The following is an 18,933-nucleotide window of genomic DNA, read 5'->3' on the forward strand; positions in this document are numbered from 1 at the left end:
ACCGCTCCGGTGACCGGTGCCATGCCGGTCATCGAGGTGGACCAGGACGGCGTCCCGATCGATGCGGATGCCGCGCTCGACGAGCAGAACCCGGCGAAGACCGGTGTGGCGCTCACCGGCGAGGGGCGCATGATCAACTCCGGTCCGCTGAACGGACTGTCGAAGCGCAACGCGATCGCGCGCGCCATCGAGCAGCTGGAGGCCACGGGGACGGGTCGGGCGGCGAAGAACTACCGCCTGCGTGACTGGCTGATCTCGCGTCAGCGCTTCTGGGGGACGCCGATCCCGATGCTGCACGCCGAGGACGGCCGGATCATCCCGGTCCCCGAGGACCGGCTGCCGGTGAAGCTGCCGAGCGTCGAGGGCCTCGACCTCAAGCCGAAGGGCACGTCCCCGCTGGGCGGCGCCGAGAGCTGGGTGCGCACGACCGACCCGGAGACGGGCGACCCGGTGCTGCGTGACCCCGACACGATGGACACCTTCGTCGACAGCTCCTGGTACTTCCTGCGGTTCCTGTCCCCGAACAGCGACACGCAGGCGTTCGACCCGGCCCAGGCGGCACGTTGGGCACCGGTGGACTCGTACATCGGCGGCGTCGAGCACGCGATCCTGCATCTTCTCTACGCCCGCTTCATCACGAAGGTCCTCTTCGACATGGGGCTCATCGACTTCACCGAGCCGTTCTCCAACCTGATCAACCAGGGCATGGTGCTGCTGGACGGCCAGAAGATGTCGAAGAGCAAGGGCAACCTGGTGCTGTTCCAGGAGGAGCTCGACGCCCACGGCGCCGACGCCCTGCGCGTCGGGCTGGCCTTCGCCGGTCCGGTGGAGGACGACAAGGACTGGGCGGATGTGTCGACCACCGGTGCGCAGAAGTTCCTCGCGCGCGCCCTGCGGATCGCGCACGAGGTCTCCAGTCCGGTTGACGTGGTCTTCGACGGGGGCGACGCGGCGCTGCGCCGTGCGACGCACAAGCTGCTCGCCGAGGCGCCTGCGCTGGTCGAGCAGACCAAGTTCAACGTGCTCGTCGCCCGTCTGATGGAGCTGGTCAACGTGACCCGCAAGACGATCGACGGTGCTGCCGGTGCTGCCGACCCCGCCGTCCGTGAGGCGGCGGAGACCATCGCCGTCATGCTCGACCTCATCGCCCCGCACACCGCGGAGGAGATGTGGGAGATCCTGGGACACGAGCCGTCCGTCGGACTCGTGTCGTGGCGCTCAGCCGATCCGGCGCTCCTCGTCGAGGACACCGTCACGGCTGTCGTTCAGATCGGCGGCAAGGTGCGCGCGCAGCTCGAGGTGCCGGCCCGCATCGGCGAGGCCGAGCTCGAGGCGCTGGCGCGGGCCGATGAGCGCGTCATCCGGTCGATCGGCGATCGCGAGATCGTCAAGGTCGTCGTGCGGGCCCCGAAGATCGTCAGCATCGTCGTCAAGGGCTGAGTCCTCGGCGTGCTCCGCGGTTCCGCCTACCCCGGCGCGACGGGATGATGCCCGGATCACGTCGCGACCGGGAACGGCTGTCCTCCACGACGAGTCCCATCTGAGCGTCTCTCCACGGTCGCTGTGTCCGGAGCCGGGAGGCGGTGGGCGCGGAGCTTAGTGTGACCGGATGACCTCGTCTCCGCCTCCACCTCCTCCGCCCCGTCGGAGGCTCCGCCTCGGGCTCGGCGCGGCGGTCGTGCTGGCGATCGTCGCGCTCTCCACAGCCGTCGGCCTCGGGCTGGTGCGGGGTCAACCGTCGTCCGTCGATGCGGTTCCGCTCGCGGAGAGCTCGGCGTCGGTCGAGCCCGCGCCCGCGCCCGCGGAGATCTACGTGCATGTGCTCGGGGCGGTCGAGCGCCCGGGCCTGTACGTCCTGCGCGCCGACTCCCGGGTCGTCGACGCTCTCGCGGCCGCCGGCGGGTCGACGGACGCCGCCGACCTTGCGGGAGTCAATCTCGCCCGCCGGGTCGAGGACGGTGAGCAGATCCTGGTCCCGGTCGTGGGTGCCGTCGCCGACCCGTCGGCGCCGCCATCCGGAGACGGGACCGTCGATCTGAACACCGCGGATCAGGCGGCTCTGGAGGAGCTCCCGGGAATCGGGCCGGCGCTGGCCGAGCGCATCGTCGCGTGGCGCGAGGACAACGGTCGGTTCCGCACGGTCGACGATCTCCTGGCGGTGCCGGGGATCGGGGAGAAGGTCTTGGAGGGTCTGCGAGACGGGGTGCGCGTGTGAGCGTCGCCTACCCCTGGGGATCGCAGGTCAGCGTGGCATCGGTGATCACCTGGGTCGCCAGCTCCCGCTCGGACTCGAGCGGATCGCGTCCGTCGACCAGGAGCTGGACGCTCTCATCCGACAACTCGGAGTCGTATACGTACTGCCCGACGCAGGGATAGAAGTCCGGCATGTCGTCATAGGTGGTCAGGCCGTTCGATCGGTTGATCTCCTCCGCGGACGCGCCGATCTCCTCAGGCGTCGGACGGCTCTCACTGGCGCTGCTCGGCGGGTCCGATGGCTGGGCGCTGGCCGGGGGCGCGCTTTCGGCGGGCAACGAGTCGTTCAGCGCCGACGAGGCGAGCACCAGCGACACGATGAGCACGATGACCCCGACCACGGCGCCGACGACCGACACGACCATGCCGACGATCGACGGCCACTTCGCGGCGTTCTTCGTGAACAACCCGATCAGCGACACGACGAACCCGGCGAACAGGATCACCGCGCCGACCACGAACAACACGGGGATGAAGGCGAGAACGGCGCCGAGGACGGCCAGGCCCAGCCCGACGAACCCGAGGACCGGCGTCGGCCGAGAAGCAGCGTCATGGCCCTGTTGCGCTGGGGCGGCCGACCCGTATGTCGGCGCCTCGGGACGAGGCGGCGAGGGCTTCGTCGGAGCCGAAGTGGGAGCGTAGGCGTCGGTCCACCGTGCTCCGTCCCACCACCGCTGGCGCCCGGAACCATCGTCGTACCACCCAGCCGGGACATTCATGCGCTCTCCTCCTCGTCGCGGCAGCGTCCGCCGCGCGCGCGTACCCAGGCTACTCAATCGCTTCCGACGAGGCCGTCACCGCGTCGGTCGCGTCCGACGCCGGCGGTCTCCGCCGTCGGAGAAGTGCTCCTGCACACCCTGACGTCCAGGGTCGTTGTCCTCGGCTCCTGCGGGAGCGCTCGAGGCGGGCGGAGCGGGAGTCGGCGCGACTCTACGTTGATCGGATGCATGAGAGGCCGCGTTCGTCCCCGAGGTTCGAGTGGGGATCCGCGATGGCGCGCGATCTGCGCCTGCTGCCGGTGGCGCTCGGTGCGTGGGGTGCCGCTCTGGTCTGCGTGTTCGTGCCGGGAACGGCGGGGTGGTTGGTGGGGGGATGCCTGGCATCTGCGGTGATCATCGGCGCCGCGCTCGCGATCCGGCGCCGCGCCGTCGCGACGATCGGAGGACTCGTCATCGTGGTTCTCGTCGCGGCGGCGTCCGTGGCGTTCACTGTGCTCGTACAATCCGCGGACCGTGACGCCGTGCACCTGTGGGACGGCAGGGTCGTCGAAGCGGTCGGTGAAGTCTCGTCATCGGCGTCCGTGGGACGGGACGGGCGCCTGTGGATGGACGTACAGCTGAGCGGCATCGGTGCGCCGGGAGATGTGGCGCCGGCGGCCGGTCCGGTGCGCATCGGCATCGAGGAGGCGGAGGGGTTCGTCCTCGGTGCGCAGGTGCGGGTGAACGGAGAGAGTGTGCGAACGGACCCGGGGGAGCGGGCCGTGCTCGTCGTCTTCGTCACCGCGGGAACGGTGGAACGGCCCGCACCTGGCGTCTTCGGGGTCGCTGCAGACCTCCGTCGGTCGTTCGTCGAGCGCGCGACACGGCTCCCGGAACCCGGTGCCGGACTCCTCCCGGGGCTGGCGGTGGGCGACACCACCGCCGTGCCCGCTGCGGTCGACGCCGACATGCGCGCGAGCGGTCTCAGCCACCTCACCGCCGTGTCCGGGGCGAACTGCGCGGTCGTCGTCGCTGCGGTGTTCGGGATCGTGGCGCTCAGCGGCGGGACGCGGGGGCTGCGGGTCGTGCTCGCCGCCCTCGCCCTGGCGGCCTTCGTCGTGCTCGTGACGCCGGAGCCGAGCGTCGTCCGGGCCGCCACGATGGCCGCGGCGGGCATGCTGTCGATCCTCGTCGGGCGGCCGAGCGCAGGCGCCGGAATCCTGGCCCTGTGTGTGGCCGTACTCCTCGTCGCCGATCCCTGGCTCGCATCGACGCCGGGGTTCGCGCTGTCCGCCGTGGCCTCCGGGGCCCTCATCTTGCTCGCCCCGGCGCTGGCGAACGGGATCGGGCGCTGGCTGCCCGGTCCGCTCGCCCTGGCGATCGCCGTGCCTCTGGCGGCGCAGCTCGCGTGCGCGCCCGTGATCGCGTTGTTCGCGGAACAGCAGTCGCTCGTCTCGGTCGTCGCGAACCTCCTCGCCGAGCCGGCTGCGCCGATCGCCACGGTGATCGGGCTGCTCGCCTGTCTTGCTGCGCCTCTCCCACTCGTCGCGGATCTGCTCGCCGCGTGCGCCTGGCTGCCGTCGGCGTGGATCGCGACCGTCGCGCATGTCACTTCCGGACTCCCCGGCGCTCAGGTCCTCCTCCCCGCGGGGCTTGGGAGCGCTGCCCTCGTCGCGCTGGTGAGCGTCGCGATCGCCATCGTGTGCTGCCGCGGAAGGCCGCGCCCCCGGGACGTCGCGCGCACCGACGTCGTGGCGGTGCGGTCTCGTCCGCGGGGGACTTCGACGTTCGGCGGGGTCCTCCCCGTCGCCCGATGCGTGGCGGCCGCCGTTCTCATCGTCGTGGCGTCCGTCGGCACCTCCCGCGCGTTGGTCGACGGTCCGCTCGCCCCGCTCGTGACGCCGCACGCGTGGGCGATCGCCGCGTGCGACGTGGGCCAGGGCGACGCGATCCTGGTGCGTTCGCAGGACGCGATCGCCCTCATCGACACGGGACCGGACCCGGGGGCGCTCGATGCCTGCCTCCGCTCGCTGAGCGTCGATCGCATCGACCTCCTCGTGCTCACGCACTTCGACGCGGACCACATCGGGGGTGCGGCGGTGCTCGAAGGGCGGGTGGATACGGTGCTGCACGGACCGACCGCCGACGACGCCGATGCGCGCGTGCTCGGCGACCTGGCGCGGGCGGGCGCTACCCTCCGGGCGGTCGGCGCCGGGGACCGGGGCGCTCTCGGCGAAGCGTCGTGGCGAGTGCTCTGGCCGCGGAAGGACAGCGTCGCCTTCTCGTCGGGCAACGATGCGAGCGTCGTCACCGAGTTCGCCGGAGGCGGAGTGCCCCGTGCCCTGTTCCTCGGCGATCTGTCCGCGGCCCCGCAACGCGCGCTGCTCCGCGGTACGCCGCTGACACGATTCGACGTGGTGAAGGTCGCCCATCACGGGAGCGCTGACCAGGAGCCCGCCCTCTACGAGGCTCTGCAGCCGAGCGTGGCGCTCATCACGGTCGGCGCGGGAAACGACTACGGGCACCCGCGTCGGGAGACCCTGAAGATGCTGTCGGCTCTCGGCGCGCACGTCTACCGCACCGACCACGACGGGCGCACCCTGCTCGGCATCGAGGACGATGCCCTCCGCGTCTGGACGGACGTCGCGCCGCGCTGAGTCGGGTGTCCGACGCCGCCGGTAGGCTGGTCCCATGGCAGCTTCCCGTCCCCCCTCCCGCGGCGGCGCGAAAGCCACGAAGATCCCGCAGGTATCGTGGCGGGAGCCGCATCCCGCGCCGCTGGTGCTCGTCTCAGGGCCGGAAGAGGTCTGCGCCGAGCGCGCGATCGCCGGGGTGCGTGACTACCTCCGTGCCGAGGATCCGGCGCTCGAGGTCAGCGACGTGCGTGCCGACGACTACGCTCCCGGCACGCTGCTCTCCCTGACCTCGCCGTCGCTGTTCGGAGAGCCGCGACTGGTCCGCGTGTCCGGCGTGGAGAAGTGCTCCGACGCGTTCCTGCAAGAGGCCATCGGGTATCTGGAGAACCCGCAGGAGGGCGCGACCGTCGTCCTGCGGCACACCGGAGCCAGCGTCCGCGGGAAGAAGCTCCTCGACGCCCTCCGCGCGGGGACCGGCGGTGGGATCGAGATCGCCTGCCCCGCCATCAAGCGCGACGGCGACCGGGTCGACTTCGCGGCGGGCGAGTTCAAGGCGGCCAAGAAGCGCATCGCTCCGCCGGCACTCCGAGCGCTCGTCTCGGCTTTCGCCGACGACCTCACGGAGCTCGCCGCTGCATGTCAGCAGCTCATCGGCGATGTCGACGGTGACATCACCGAAGAGGTCGTCACCAAGTACTACGGCGGACGGGTCGAGGTGTCGGCGTTCGTCGTCGCCGACACGGCCATCGCCGGCCGATACGGTGAGGCTCTCGTGGTGCTTCGCCATGCCCTGTCCTCCGGTGCGGACCCGGTGCCGATGGTCGCCGCGTTCGCGATGAAGCTGCGCACGATGGCGCGCGTCGCCGGCAATCGTGAACCCAGCAGGCAGCTCGCCCAGCGCCTCGGGATGAAGGACTGGCAGGTCGACCGCGCACGCCGCGACCTGGCGGGCTGGAACGAGCGCTCCCTGGGAATGGCGATCCAGGCGACTGCGCGCGCCGACGCCGAGGTCAAGGGTGCAGCGCGCGACCCCATCTTCGCGCTTGAGCGCATGGTGACGGTCATCGCCACCCGTGAGCCGTTCGGGGGCTAGGGCTCTCGCCTCCCGGAAAAGCAGAAAGCCCGCCTCACGAGGAGACGGGCTTTCCGGAAGTCAGAAGCTCAGAGAGCCGCGACCTGCTTGGCGATCGCCGACTTGCGGTTCGATGCCTGGTTCTTGTGCAGCACACCCTTGCTGACGGCCTTGTCGAGCTTGACCGAGGCCTTCTTCAGGCTCTTCTCCGCTGCGGCCTTGTCGCCGGCGGCGACGGCCGCGCGGGTCTGGCGGACGAGAGTCTTCAGCTCGCTCTTCACGGCCTTGTTGCGCGCGTGAGCCTTCTCGTTGGTCTTGTTGCGCTTGATCTGCGACTTGATGTTTGCCACGTGTGGACGCTTTCTGTACAGGAGTTATTCGGAGTGCCGGCAGCAGAAGAGGGCTGCTGCACGGCGGTCGTGAGGGAAGAACCCACACGCAAGCCAAGAGTCGAGTCTACCAGCACCGGATGGGATCGTGCGAAACGACATCTCCCGGACGAGACGCCGTCGCGCGGAGGGCGGGACCGGGTGCAGAATCATGCTCAACGACGACGACGTCAAGGAGCCCGATGACCCCCCTCAGCACCGACCCGACCGCGCGTGCGCGGCTCCGCTGGTCCGCCGCCACCTCATCCATCCAGATCGAGGGTTCCCGCCGTGCCGATGGCGCGGGCCGATCGATCTGGGACGACGAGATCGCCAAGCCCGGACGCATCCGCGACGGCTCGACGGCGGAGCCGGCCTGCGACAGCTATCGCCGTGTGGCGGATGACGTCGCCCTGGTGGCCGGTCTCGGACTCGATCGGTACCGGTTCTCGATTCCCTGGGCGCGCGTGCAGCCGGACGGACGCGGACCCGGGAACGTCGCGGCGCTGGACCACTACGCCCGCGTCGTCGATGCTCTGCTGGAGGCCGGAGTCGCACCGTTCCCGACGCTCTACCACTGGGAGCTGCCGAGCCGGGTCGAGGCCGACGGCGGCTGGCTCACCCGTGACACCGCCGAACGCTTCGGTGAATACGCCGCCCTCGTCGCCGCCCGCCTCGGAGATCGGGTGTCGTCCTGGTACACGCTGAACGAGCCCGCCATGACCACCCTGCAGGGCTACGCGGTCGGCGCGCTCGCACCAGGCAGGCAGCTCCTCTACGGTGCGCTTCCGACCGCGCACCATCAGCTGCTCGCCCATTCCCGAGCCGCTGACGCGCTGCGACACCAGGGTGCGGAGAGCGTGGGTCTCGTCAACAACCACACCTGGGTCCTGCCGCTGCGGGACACCGAGGAGGATCATGCCGCGGCGGCGGTGTACGACCTCCTGCACAACCGGCTGTTCAGCGAGCCGCTGCTCTCCGGGACGACACCCGACCTGGAGGCGCTCGGGCTCCCGCCGCTGCCCGTCCTCGGCGACGACCTCGCCCGCATCGCGGGATCGATCGACTTCTACGGCGTGAACTTCTACAACCCGACGACCGTCACCGCCGCCGGCTCTGCGAACGACATCCCGTTCGAGATCGTTCCGACCCCCGGAGCGCCCGTCACGGGGTTCGGTCCCGAGTGGCCGATCGTGCCGTCCGCGCTGCGCGACCTCTTGATCGATCTGCACCGGCGCCACCCGAGCATGCCACCGATCATCATCGGGGAGAACGGGGCATCCTTCCCGGAACCCGACGTCGCCGGCCCGGTGGAGGACATCGACCGGATCGCCTACCTCTCCGCGCACATCGACGCGGTGGGCGAGGCCCTCGACGCCGGCGTCCCCGTCGAGGAGTACACGGTCTGGTCGCTGCTCGACAACTGGGAGTGGACGGACGGCTACACGCAGCGGTTCGGTCTCGTGCACGTGGACTTCTCGACGGGGGAGCGCACCCCGAAGGCCTCCTACGGCTGGTATCAGGAACTCGTCGCGGGCGCTCATGCAGCCCGCACCGCCGGGGCGGCACGCGCATGAGCGGGACCCCGGGCATCGTCACCCGCCGAGCGGGCCTGCGCTGGATGTCGCTGTTCACCCTCGCCTGGCTCGCGATCTGGACCGTCCAGCTCACCCCGGTCCAGCTCCTCCTCCCGCTACAGCTCGACACTCCGGAGGACGACTGGATCCGCGGCGTCGTCTCCTCCGGGATCGTGCTCGGAGTGGGTGGACTCGCCGGCGTCGTCGCCGGGCCGCTCGCCGGGGCGCTCTCGGACCGCGCCCGCGCCGGCGCACACCGGCGGCGGCCATGGGCTATGGGAGGGGTCGCGCTCACGGCCGTCTGTCTCGTCCTCACCGGGTTCGCCGACGGCCCGTGGGTGGTCGGCGCCGGCTGGGTCGGCGTCTCGATCGGCGTCGCCGTCTCATCCGCCGCGTTCACCGCGCTCATCGCCGACCAGCTCCCGACGACGCAGCGCGGCGCCGCGTCCGCCGCGGTCGGGTCGAGCCAGGCCGTCGGGATCGTGCTGGGGGTCGGCCTGGTCGTGCTGCTGGGCCTCGACATCGTCGCCGGGTATCTGCTCCTTGCCGGCATCATCGCGGTGGTGGGCATCGCCGCGGCGCTGCTGCTGCCGGACCCGCCGAGCACCGAAGCGCTGCGTCCGCAGCGCATCGGGCGTCCCCGCCTGGCATCGCTCCGCGACCGCGACTTCGCCTGGATGCTCTCCGGTCGCCTCGTCACCAACATCGGCAATGCCCTCGGGACGGCTCTGTTCCTCTTCTTCCTCCTCCACGGCCTCGGCCAGGAGAGCACGACCGCACAGGACAACCTCCTGCTCCTCATCGTCGTCTACACGGTGTTCGTCGTGCTCGCCTCGGTGATCACCGGGATCGTCTCCGACCGCACCGGCGAGCGGCGTCGACTCGCCGTGGCGGCCACGGTCGTGCAGGCGGCATCGGGTGTGGTGATCGTGGCTCTGCCCACCTTCGAGATGACGATGATCGCCGCCGCGCTCATGGGCGTCGGCTACGGCGCCTTCTCCACGGTGGGGCTCGCGTTCGCGGCCGATCTGCTCCCGGATGAGCAGGACCACGCGCGCGACCTCGGCATCGTGAACGTGACCGCCGCCCTCGGACAGCTCATCGGGCCCGTCCTCGGAGCGGGGCTCGTCGCCCTGGCCGGCGGGTTCTGGCTCGTCTTCCTCGCGGCGGCTGTCCTGTCGCTCGTCGGGGGAGCGCTCACCGCCGCCGCGCGGCCTCGGGTCCTCTCAGCGTGACGCCGTGCGTTGCTCGATCGTCGCGATCGCGAGCGCGAGGACGGCGTTGAACACCCGCGGGCGCATGGCCGTGAGAAGGTGCGTGGTCCGTGGCACGACGATGAGCTCCGCCTCCGGGGCCAGGCGCCGGAACAGGGGCTCGTTCAAGCGGAGCTGATCGTACTGACCGTTCACGAACCACAGGGGCACGTCGATGCGGGGGACAGCGGCGGCGACGTCCAGAGCGGCGAGGCTGCGGAGCGTCTGGTCCTGGATGTCCAGGGCGTACCCGCCGGCGGCGAAGTCCCCGCGATTCTCCTTGGGGATCGTCGCGGCAAGCATGCGCTGCGTCAGCCACATGCCGCGGTCGGGCAGGGAATCGACCGCCCGGGCGAACAGCCGGTACGCGCGCAGCCCGGCGCCGCGGGGGAGTGAGGTGCACGCGGCGGCGACGAGTCCGTCGACGGGCGGAGGCTCCGCGCCACCGGTGTACGCGAGCGAGAGCAGGCCGCCCATCGAGTGCCCGACCAGCAGTACCGGGCCCCGCTCGGCCGCGGCGCGGACGGCCGCATCGATCGTGTGCAGCGCCTCGTGGAGGCTGAAGTCCTCGTCCATCCGGCTGCCGTGGCCGGGGAGGTCGACGGCCGTGACGGGATGCCCGTGCGCCTCCAGGTACTCGATCTGCGACCGCCACATGGTCGCCGACGTGCGGATGCCGTGCACGAGGACGATCTGGACGGTCACGCCTTCAGCATAAGGAAAGCGGGGCCGGTGGATGAACCACCGACCCCGCTTCGACACGCGATGTGTCAGAGGATGTTACTTCTCCCAGCCGACGTTCTCGACCGGCGTGACGCCGAACAGGTCGAGACCGACGTAGGGCTCCGGCGTGAGGTTCGCCAGGCCGTTCTTGACCACGTAGATCGAGGGGCCGCTGTACAGCGGGATGAGGCCCCAGGTCTGCTCGATGATCTTCGGCTCGAGGTCCATCGCCGCGGTGGTCCAGGACTCCGCGTCCTTCTGGCTCTCGACCTCGTCGGCGATCTGCTGGTCGATCTCCTCCGTGCCGGTCGCCGACAGGTTCAGACCGCTGTCCGAGCAGTAGAGCTGGCAGAACCAGGCCGGGCCGAACGGGTCGGAGTCGGTGAAGCGGAGCGAGACGACGTCCCAGTTCTTCGTGGTGAAGTCGCTGGAGAAGTCGGCGGAGGCGCGGACATCGATCTTGAGGTCGATGCCGATCTCCTTCTGCTGCGCCTGCAGCGACTTCGCGAGGGCCTCGATGGTCGGGTCCTCACCGAAGATCGGGAAGGTGACGGAGAGCTTCTCGCCGTCCTTCTCGCGGATGCCGTCCTCGCCCTCGGTCCAGCCGGCGTCGTCGAGGAGCTTCTTGGCGCCCTCCACGTCGTGCTTCAGACCGGCTTCGGCGAACGAGTCCTTGTAGCCGTCCTGGAACGAGTACAGGTTGAGCGAACCGGCGACCGGCTCCTCGTAGCCGAGGCCGTTCCACGCGATCTGCTTCTGCTGGTCGACGTTCACGCCGAGGAAGAACGCCTTGCGCACGTCGATGTCCTCGAACTGCGGCTTGTCGGCGTCGACGAGCAGGACCGTCTTGGCGGTCTGCTGCGCACGGCGGACGACGGTGTCGTCCACTTCCTGGACCTGCTTCAGGCGGTCGTTGGTGTTGGCGCCCACCATGTCGATCTCGCCGTTCTTGAAGGCGTTGATCGAGGCGTCGGGCTCCATGGCCGTGAAGGTGACCGTGTCGAGCAGCGGCGCGTTGCCCCACCACTCGGGGTTCGGCTTGAAGGAGACGAAGCCGCCGTTCGCGTCGAACGTGTCGACGGTGTACGGGCCGGCGCCCCACTCGGGGTGCATGTTGCCGATGAAGGCCTCGTTGAACACGGTCGGGTCGGCGATGTCCGGGTGCAGCACGCCACCCGTGAGGAACGCCATCGACGGCCAGGCGTAGATGCCGTCGAAGGTCACGACGGCGGTCTTCGCGGTGTCACCCTGCTCGACGGTCTTGATCTGCTTGTAGCCGTCGGTCGCGTTCGGGTTGAAGCCCTCGTCGTAGGAGCGGTTGGCCTTCCACGTGGCGTCGATGGACGTCCAGTCCATGTCCGTGCCGTCGTTGAAGTGCGCCTCGTCCTTGAACGTGAAGGTGATGGTCGTGTTGCCATCCTCCTCGCCGATCTCGTAGGCGTCGAGGTAGGCGTCGTTCTTCGTGACCTCGCCCTCGGGCGAGACCAGGAGGATCTGCGGCATGTACCACGACCACAGGCGAGCGGTGTCAGCACTGGCGTCGCTGTTGAAGCCGTTCAGCTGCTCCGGGATCTCGTTGATGGGGAAGTTGACCTCGCCACCTTCCTGGAGGTTGCTGCGGTCCTGCGGGTTGTAGTCGGCGGTCTTGGTCTCGACCTTCTCGCCGTTGTCCCCGCCACCGGTGTTCCCGGAACCGCTCGCGCAGCCCGCGAGGGCGAGTGCGAGGGCGCCGCCGATCGCGACCGCCCCCAGCAACTTCTTGTTCTTCATGGTGCTCCTTTCGCCTTTCGGCGTTTCATAAAGGGAAGACTAGTTCGCGCTTTATCCCGGTACACCGCACTGCGGTGAATGCCGCCTAACCGTTATCGGACGGTGACCAGGAACGGGCGCAGGGGTTCCGGGTCAGACCGTCGCGGGCTTCGTCGTCATCGTCTCGGTGTCGAACACGACCCGCTCGCGGGTGCGCTCGATGTCGGGATCGGGCACGGGGATCGCCGACAGCAGTGCCTTCGTGTAGGGGTGCTGCGGGGCGTCGAAGACCTGGTCGACGTCACCGTGCTCCACGAACTCGCCGAGGTACATCACGGCCACGCGGTCGGCGATGTGACGCACCACCGAGAGGTCGTGCGCGACGAAGAGGTACGACAGCCCGAGCTTGGTCTTGAGCTCGTCGAGCAGGTTGATGACGCCCGCCTGGATCGACACGTCGAGCGCGGAGACCGGCTCGTCGAGCACGACGATCTTCGGGTTCGTGGACAGGGCACGGGCGATGCCGATGCGCTGTCGCTGACCGCCGGAGAACGCCTGCGGGAAGCGGTCGCTGTGGGCGGGGTTGAGGCCGACGAGGTCCATGAGCTCGTCAACCCGCCGGTGCGCCTCCTCCTTCGGCGTGCCGATCGCGAACAGCGGCTCCGAGATGATGTCGGCGACCGTCATGCGCGGGTCCAGGGCTCCCATCGGGTCCTGGAAGACGATCTGGATGTCGCGGCGCAGGGCGCGCTCCACCTTGCGGCTGTGGATGTCGTTGACACTGGTGCCGGCGATGACGATGTCGCCCTCGGTCTGCTTGACCATGTCCATGATCTGCAGCAGCGTCGTCGTCTTGCCCGAGCCGGACTCGCCGACGATGGCCATCGTCTCGCCCTCGCGCACGTCGAAGCTGATGCCCTTGATCGCCTGGACCTCGCCGACCTTGCGCTTCAGGAACGCGCCCTTGACCAACGGGAAGGTCTTGCGGAGGTTCTTCACCTCGAGCGTGATCGGCCGCTCCTCGCGCGGCGTCCGCGTGAGGTCGCTCTCCGGCACGGGGCGGACGGGGTAGACGGGCAGGCCGCCGAGGAGACCGCCGTCCTCGATCTCGTGCGCGCGGATGCAGGCGGCCTGGTGCAGGTCGCCCGAGCCCGTCGGCACGGGGAGCAGCTCGGGCTCCCTGGTGCGGCAGGCATCCATGACGATCGGGCAGCGGTCGGCGAAGGGGCAGGCATCCGGCAGATCGATGAGCAGCGGCGGGTTGCCCTTGATGGGGGTGAGCGGCTCCTTCTCGGCCTTGTCCACGCGGGGGATGGCGCCGAGCAGGCCGATCGAGTACGGCATGCGGGTCTTGTGGAACAGCTCGCGCACCGGGGCGTGCTCCACCGGCTTGCCGGCGTACATCACGAGGACGTCGTCCGCGGTGCGGGCGACCACGCCCATGTCGTGCGTGATCATGATCACGGCGGCACCGGTCTCGTCCTGCGCCTTCTCGATGAGGTCGAGGATCTGCGCCTGGATCGTGACGTCGAGCGCCGTGGTCGGCTCGTCGCAGATGATGAGCTTGGGGTCGTTGGCCATCGCGATGGCGATCACGACGCGCTGCCGCATGCCGCCAGAGAACTCGTGCGGGAACGACTTCATCCGACGCTCGGGCTCCGTGATGCCGACGAGCTTGAGCAGCTCGACGGAGCGGTCCCAGGCGTCCTTCTTGGACAGCCCGCGGTGGACCGTGAGGGCCTCGATGAGCTGATCGCCGACGGTGTAGACCGGCGTGAGCGACGTCAGCGGATCCTGGAACACCATCGACATGCCGTTGCCGCGGATGATGGACAGTTGCTTGTCGTTCATGCCGACGAGCTCCTGCCCGTCGTACATGATCGAGCCGGTGACCTTGGCGTTCTCGTCGAGGAGGCCCATGATGGCGAGCGAGGTCACGGACTTGCCGGAGCCGGACTCGCCGACGATGCCGAGCGTCTTGCCGGCCTCGAGGTCGAAGGAGACGCCGCGGACGGCGTCGACGCGGCCGGCCTCGGAGGCGAAGCTGACCTTGAGGTCGCGGACGGAGAGGACGTTGGTCATGCGCGGCCTCCTGCAGCCGAAGTGGGATCGAGGGCGTCGCGCAGGCCGTCGGCGATCAGCGCCATCGACACGGTGAGCAGGGTCAGCGCCGCCGCCGGGAAGTAGAACAGCCAGGGCGCGGTGGTCAGCGAGCTCGAGCCGGCGCCGATGAGGGCACCGAGCGAGACGTCGGGGATCTTCACGCCGAAGCCGAGGAAGGACAGGCCGGTCTCCGTCACCACGGCGTTCACGACGCCGAGGGTGAAGTTGATGACGAGGAGCGAGCCGATGTTCGGCAGCAGGTGACGGAGCACGATGCGCATGCCGCCGACGCCCATGTAGCGTGCCGCACTGACGTACTCCCGCTCGCGGAGCGACAGCGCCATCGTCCAGATGACGCGGGCGGGGAAGTACCACCCGATCACGAAGATCATGATGAGCGCGATCACGCGCCAGTCGCCTCCGGCCTTGTTCGAGATCATCGCGAGGATGAGGAAGCTCGGGATCACCATCATGAAGTGGATGACCAGCAGCGAGATGCGCTCGGTCCAGCCGCCGAAGTAGGCCGCGGCCGTGCCGACGAGCGCCGACACGATCGTGACGCCGACGGAGACCGTGATGGCGATCATGAGAGACCGCTGCAGGCCGACGGCGACCTGGGCGAAGAGGTCGTTCCCGGCGTTGTTCGTGCCGAACCAGTGCTCCGCCGACGGCGGGCTGCTGAGGTTCAGGAAGTCGAGCTCGATGTGGTCGTAGCGGGCGATGAGGGGCCCGAGGACGGCGAACAGCACGAGGACGACGAAGATGACGAGGCCGATGAGGGCTCCGCGGTTGCGGGCGAAGCGCCGCCAGTAGAGCGTCCACTTCGACAGCCGCTTGGTCGCGACGCGCGTGGTCTCGGGGCCGGAGATCTCCGGCTCCGGGTGGATGGTCGGGTCGAGCATGTCGGTGCTCATGTCAGCTCACTCTCACGCGCGGGTCGAGGACGACGACGGCGATGTCGGCGAGGATGGCGCCGATCGCCGTGAGGACCGCACCGAAGGCGGCGATCGCGACGGTTCCGTGGATGTCGTTCTTGGTGATGGTCTCGATGAAGTACCTGCCCATGCCGTTCCACGCGAAGATCGTCTCGGTCAGGACCGCTCCGGTGAAGATCGCGGGGATCGTGAACGCGACCTGGGTGGCGACGGGGATGAGCGACGTGCGCAGCGCGTGCTTGCGGATGGCCTGCTGCTTGGTCAGGCCCTTCGCGCGGGCGGTGCGGACGTAGTCGGCGTTGATGTTGTCGAGAAGGAGCGACCGCTGCAGGAAGTGGATGCTCGCGTACCCGGTGAGCACCAGCGCGATCGTCGGCAGCGTCAGGTGTTGCAGCACGTCTATGAGGGTGGGGAAGAAGCCCTCGACCCCTTGGCTGGCGTTACCGGTCACGTAGAAGATGCGGGTGCCGGTGGCGTTGTTCAGGCCGATGGCGAGCAGGACGATCGCGAACGCCGCGACGACGATCGGGATGTTCAGGGTGATGATGCTCGTCGCCTGGCCGATGCGGTCGGCGAGCTTGTACTGCCGCGAGGCGGTGTACACGCCGAGCGCGATGCCGAGGACGGTGGTGAGGATCGTCGCGCCGAGGACGAGCTCCGCACTCACCCACATGCGGTAGGCGACCTGCTCGTTGACGGATCCGCCCGTCGGGCTCACGCCCCAGTCCCAGCGGAGCAGGATGCCGGTGAGCCACGTCCACCACCGCTCGATGAGCGGGACGGTGTCGCTCAGGTTGCGGGGAGCGAGGGTGTTCACGATCTGCTCTTCGGTGAGCGGAGGTCGACGACCCACATAGTTGCTGCGCGGATCGAGGAAGCCCCACGCGAGAAAGTAGGTGAGGTTCGTCGCGACCACGATCATGAGCAGCCAGCCGAGGGCACGGCGCGCGAGGTACTTGATCAAGGGGGAATTGTCTTTCTCTTCTCCAGACGCGCTCGGGGTCTGCCGACGCAACGCTGAGCCGGGCGGATGATCGGGTTTCATCCGCCGTTCCGCGCGACGCGACAGCCCTCACGGAGTCTGTGACGGAGTCGTATCGCTTACGGGATCCGGTGTCACGGATTGATCCCGGGCAACTTCGGGAGACTATCACCGATACGCACGAATGGGGATTATGAGGACCCTCACCGTAGAATCGACGGGACATGTCCCCACGCGCTCTCACCCCGCTTCAGCCTGCCGCGACGCCGGCTGCGCAGATCCGTAATTTCTGCATCATCGCCCACATCGACCACGGCAAGTCGACCCTGGCCGACCGCATGCTCCAGATCACCGGCGTGGTCGCGGAGCGGGACATGCGCGCCCAGTACCTCGACCGCATGGACATCGAGCGCGAGCGGGGCATCACGATCAAGAGCCAGGCGGTGCGGATGCCGTGGGCGCTCGGTCAGGCGCAGGGTCCGGACGAGGTGTTCGCGCTCAACATGATCGACACCCCGGGTCACGTCGACTTCACGTACGAGGTGTCCCGGTCGCTGGCTGCGTGCGAGGGTGCCATCCTCCTCGTCGACGCCGCGCAGGGCATCGAGGCGCAGACGCTGGCCAACCTCTACCTCGCGCTGGAGAACGACCTCCACATCATCCCGGTCCTCAACAAGATCGACCTCCCTGCGGCCGACCCCGAGAAGTACGCGAAGGAGCTGGCGTCCCTCATCGGCGGCAAGCCCGAGGACGTGCTCCGGGTCTCCGGGAAGACCGGCATGGGCGTGGAGGAGCTGCTCGACCGGATCGTCGAGCAGATCCCGGCGCCCGTGGGGGACGCGGACGCCCCGGCGCGCGCGATGATCTTCGACTCCGTCTACGACGCCTACCGCGGCGTCGTCACCTACGTGCGGATGGTCGACGGCAGCCTCTCGCCCCGCGAGCGCATCCAGATGATGTCCACCGGCGCGAACCACGAGGCCCTCGAGGTCGGTGTGTCGAGCCCGGAGCCCACCCCGACCAAGGGCCTCGGCGTCGGCGAGGTCGGCTACCTCATCACGGGCGTGAAGGATGTGCGGCAGTCGAAGGTCGGTGACACGATCACGAACGCGCGTAAGCCCGCGGCGGAGGCGCTTCCCGGCTACACGGACCCGAAGCCGATGGTGTTCTCGGGCATCTACCCGATCGACGGCAGCGACTATGCCGAGCTGCGCGAGGCGCTGGACAAGCTCAAGCTCTCCGACGCCTCGCTGCAGTACGAGCCGGAGACCTCGGTCGCGCTCGGCTTCGGATTCCGCTGCGGCTTCCTCGGACTGCTGCACCTGGAGATCGTCACCGAGCGCCTCGCGCGGGAGTTCGGCCTCGACCTCATCACCACCGCCCCGAGCGTGATCTACGAGGTCGTGACGAGCGACACCGGCGAGACGGTGACCGTGACGAACCCGAGCGAGTACCCCGACGGCCGTATCGGCTCGGTGTCCGAGCCGATGGTCAAGGCGGCGATCCTGCTGCCCAAGGACTACGTCGGCACCGTCATGGAGCTGTGCCAGTCGCGGCGCGGCACGCTGCTGGGCATGGAGTACTTCTCGGAGGAGCGCGTCGAGCTGCGCTACAACATGCCGCTCGGCGAGATCGTGTTCGACTTCTTCGACCAGCTCAAGTCCAAGACGCAGGGCTACGCCTCGCTCGACTACGAGCCTTCGGGTCAGCAGGAGGCCGACCTGGTCAAGGTCGACATCCTCCTCCAGGGCGAGAAGGTCGATGCGTTCAGCTCGATCGTGCACCGCGACAAGGCCTACGCCTACGGCACGATGATGGCGGAGCGGCTGCGGAAGCTCATCCCTCGCCAGCAGTTCGAGGTGCCGATCCAGGCCGCGATCGGTGCCCGCATCATCGCCCGCGAGACGATCCGCGCGATCCGCAAGGACGTGCTCGCGAAGTGCTACGGCGGTGACATCACCCGCAAGCGCAAGCTCCTCGAGAAGCAGAAGGAGGGCAAGAAGCGCATGAAGATGGTGGGCCGCGTCGAGGTTCCGCAGGAGGCGTTCATCGCCGCGCTCTCCGGCGACGTCGAGACCAAGGACAAGAAGTAGCCCACCACCGCTGAGCCTGTCGACGCGCGCGGTTCTCAGGGTCCGTCCGCGCTGGGTCGCTGATCTTGTCGAAGCGCACGGTTCTCAGGGTCCGTCCGCGCGCTGGGTCGCTGAGCTTGTCGAAGCGCACTGTACGACTTCGACAACGACGGAAGGTCCTCCCACCGATTCTCGATCAACGCCATCTTCTTCCGGCGATTCCACCCCTGGATCTGCTTCTCCCGGAAGAAGGCCGCGTCGACGGTGTCGAAGTGCTCCGCGTAGACCAGCGAAACCGGTCTCCGGCGGCGCGTATGGATGGCGGCGAAAGCGTCGTCGTGGTTGTGCTCCCAGATGCGGGCTTCGAGGTCGCCGTTCGTGCTGCCCGTGTAGAAGCTGCCGTCACGGCATTCGAGGATGTAGGTCCATGGCATCCGGCCATCATGGTGGAGGTGTGTGCGGGTTTCCCGGGGCGTGGGCGATTCCTTCGACAGGCTCAGGGACCCAGGGGG

The 18,933-nt window shown here is 69.0% G+C and carries 15 protein-coding genes; 7 read left to right on the forward strand and 8 right to left on the reverse strand.

What is annotated here, in order from left to right; all coding sequences use genetic code 11:
- Together DW296_RS01200 and DW296_RS01205 are read left to right on the forward strand one after the other, a co-directional pair.
- Positions 1-1,440, forward strand: a 1,440-nt coding sequence (locus DW296_RS01200; RefSeq protein ID WP_168428954.1) for a class I tRNA ligase family protein, incomplete at its 5' end; no start/stop codon positions are given.
- 169 nt (positions 1,441-1,609) lie between these two features.
- Complete coding sequence (locus DW296_RS01205; protein ID WP_136050742.1) at positions 1,610-2,215, forward strand: ComEA family DNA-binding protein; 606 nt, start codon at positions 1,610-1,612, stop codon at positions 2,213-2,215.
- 7 nt (positions 2,216-2,222) lie between these two features.
- On the opposite strand, the gene DW296_RS01210 is transcribed toward DW296_RS01205, so the two are convergent.
- The gene (locus DW296_RS01210; protein ID WP_136050743.1) at positions 2,223-2,972 is read right to left on the reverse strand and encodes a DUF2510 domain-containing protein; all 750 of its coding nucleotides are present in this window, start codon (positions 2,970-2,972) and stop codon (positions 2,223-2,225) included.
- A gap of 272 nt (positions 2,973-3,244) precedes the next feature.
- On the opposite strand from DW296_RS01210, the gene DW296_RS01215 reads away from it, so the two are divergent.
- Together DW296_RS01215 and holA are read left to right on the forward strand one after the other, a co-directional pair.
- A complete protein-coding gene (locus DW296_RS01215) occupies positions 3,245-5,608 on the forward strand; it encodes a ComEC/Rec2 family competence protein (protein WP_136050744.1) in 2,364 nt (787 codons plus the stop codon).
- 34 nt (positions 5,609-5,642) lie between these two features.
- The gene (holA, locus tag DW296_RS01220) at positions 5,643-6,680 is read left to right on the forward strand and encodes a DNA polymerase III subunit delta (protein ID WP_136050745.1); all 1,038 of its coding nucleotides are present in this window, start codon (positions 5,643-5,645) and stop codon (positions 6,678-6,680) included.
- A gap of 68 nt (positions 6,681-6,748) precedes the next feature.
- On the opposite strand, the gene rpsT is transcribed toward holA, so the two are convergent.
- Positions 6,749-7,009, reverse strand: a complete 261-nt coding sequence (rpsT, locus tag DW296_RS01225) for a 30S ribosomal protein S20 (RefSeq protein WP_060921459.1) — start codon at positions 7,007-7,009, stop codon at positions 6,749-6,751.
- A 221-nt stretch (positions 7,010-7,230) separates the two neighbouring features.
- On the opposite strand from rpsT, the gene DW296_RS01230 reads away from it, so the two are divergent.
- Complete coding sequence (locus DW296_RS01230) at positions 7,231-8,604, forward strand: glycoside hydrolase family 1 protein (protein ID WP_136050746.1); 1,374 nt, start codon at positions 7,231-7,233, stop codon at positions 8,602-8,604.
- Complete coding sequence (locus DW296_RS01235) at positions 8,601-9,839, forward strand: MFS transporter (RefSeq protein WP_168428955.1); 1,239 nt, start codon at positions 8,601-8,603, stop codon at positions 9,837-9,839. The genes DW296_RS01230 and DW296_RS01235 overlap by 4 nt, the downstream gene beginning before the upstream one ends.
- Here DW296_RS01235 and DW296_RS01240 read toward each other — a convergent pair.
- The 5 genes from DW296_RS01240 to DW296_RS01260 form a co-directional block, all read right to left on the reverse strand.
- Positions 9,831-10,562 (reverse strand): alpha/beta fold hydrolase, encoded by a 732-nt coding sequence (locus tag DW296_RS01240; protein ID WP_136050747.1) that lies wholly within the window; start codon positions 10,560-10,562, stop codon positions 9,831-9,833. The genes DW296_RS01235 and DW296_RS01240 overlap by 9 nt on opposite strands.
- Before the next feature lie 75 nt (positions 10,563-10,637).
- Positions 10,638-12,350, reverse strand: coding sequence for an ABC transporter family substrate-binding protein (locus DW296_RS01245; protein WP_136050748.1), 1,713 nt, complete (start codon positions 12,348-12,350; stop codon positions 10,638-10,640).
- A gap of 132 nt (positions 12,351-12,482) precedes the next feature.
- Positions 12,483-14,411 carry an ABC transporter ATP-binding protein gene (locus DW296_RS01250; RefSeq protein WP_136050749.1) on the reverse strand — a complete coding sequence of 643 codons (1,929 nt, stop codon included), beginning with the start codon at positions 14,409-14,411 and terminating at the stop codon, positions 12,483-12,485.
- Entirely contained in the window at positions 14,408-15,346 is a 939-nt protein-coding gene (locus tag DW296_RS01255; protein WP_136050750.1) for an ABC transporter permease, read from the reverse strand. Before DW296_RS01255 ends, DW296_RS01250 begins: the two co-directional genes overlap by 4 nt.
- Before the next feature lies 1 nt (position 15,347).
- A complete protein-coding gene (locus DW296_RS01260) occupies positions 15,348-16,331 on the reverse strand; it encodes an ABC transporter permease (RefSeq protein ID WP_025103697.1) in 984 nt (327 codons plus the stop codon).
- A gap of 242 nt (positions 16,332-16,573) precedes the next feature.
- Here DW296_RS01260 and lepA point away from each other — a divergent pair, with 242 nt between their 5' ends.
- The gene (gene lepA, locus DW296_RS01265) at positions 16,574-18,442 is read left to right on the forward strand and encodes a translation elongation factor 4 (protein ID WP_136050751.1); all 1,869 of its coding nucleotides are present in this window, start codon (positions 16,574-16,576) and stop codon (positions 18,440-18,442) included.
- Between the two features lie 35 nt (positions 18,443-18,477).
- Here lepA and DW296_RS01270 read toward each other — a convergent pair whose 3' ends face one another.
- Positions 18,478-18,855 carry a GIY-YIG nuclease family protein gene (locus tag DW296_RS01270; RefSeq protein ID WP_136050752.1) on the reverse strand — a complete coding sequence of 126 codons (378 nt, stop codon included), beginning with the start codon at positions 18,853-18,855 and terminating at the stop codon, positions 18,478-18,480.
- Positions 18,856-18,933 lie beyond the last annotated feature (78 nt).

Source organism: Microbacterium sp. K36, assembly GCF_004794355.1.
In the GTDB taxonomy this organism is placed as follows: domain Bacteria; phylum Actinomycetota; class Actinomycetes; order Actinomycetales; family Microbacteriaceae; genus Microbacterium; species Microbacterium paraoxydans_D.

Bases quoted from the DNA above. Each gene is read 5' to 3' on its own strand.
- DW296_RS01205 (WP_136050742.1), top strand. From the start codon at position 1,610: ATGACCTCGTCTCCGCCTCCACCTCCTCCGCCCCGTCGGAGGCTCCGC.
- DW296_RS01210 (WP_136050743.1), bottom strand. From the start codon at position 2,972: ATGAATGTCCCGGCTGGGTGGTACGACGATGGTTCCGGGCGCCAGCGG.
- DW296_RS01215 (WP_136050744.1), top strand. From the start codon at position 3,245: ATGGCGCGCGATCTGCGCCTGCTGCCGGTGGCGCTCGGTGCGTGGGGT.
- holA (WP_136050745.1), top strand. From the start codon at position 5,643: ATGGCAGCTTCCCGTCCCCCCTCCCGCGGCGGCGCGAAAGCCACGAAG.
- DW296_RS01230 (WP_136050746.1), top strand. From the start codon at position 7,231: ATGACCCCCCTCAGCACCGACCCGACCGCGCGTGCGCGGCTCCGCTGG.
- DW296_RS01235 (WP_168428955.1), top strand. From the start codon at position 8,601: ATGAGCGGGACCCCGGGCATCGTCACCCGCCGAGCGGGCCTGCGCTGG.
- DW296_RS01245 (WP_136050748.1), bottom strand. From the start codon at position 12,350: ATGAAGAACAAGAAGTTGCTGGGGGCGGTCGCGATCGGCGGCGCCCTC.
- DW296_RS01250 (WP_136050749.1), bottom strand. From the start codon at position 14,411: ATGACCAACGTCCTCTCCGTCCGCGACCTCAAGGTCAGCTTCGCCTCC.
- DW296_RS01255 (WP_136050750.1), bottom strand. From the start codon at position 15,346: ATGAGCACCGACATGCTCGACCCGACCATCCACCCGGAGCCGGAGATC.
- lepA (WP_136050751.1), top strand. From the start codon at position 16,574: ATGTCCCCACGCGCTCTCACCCCGCTTCAGCCTGCCGCGACGCCGGCT.
- DW296_RS01270 (WP_136050752.1), bottom strand. From the start codon at position 18,855: ATGCCATGGACCTACATCCTCGAATGCCGTGACGGCAGCTTCTACACG.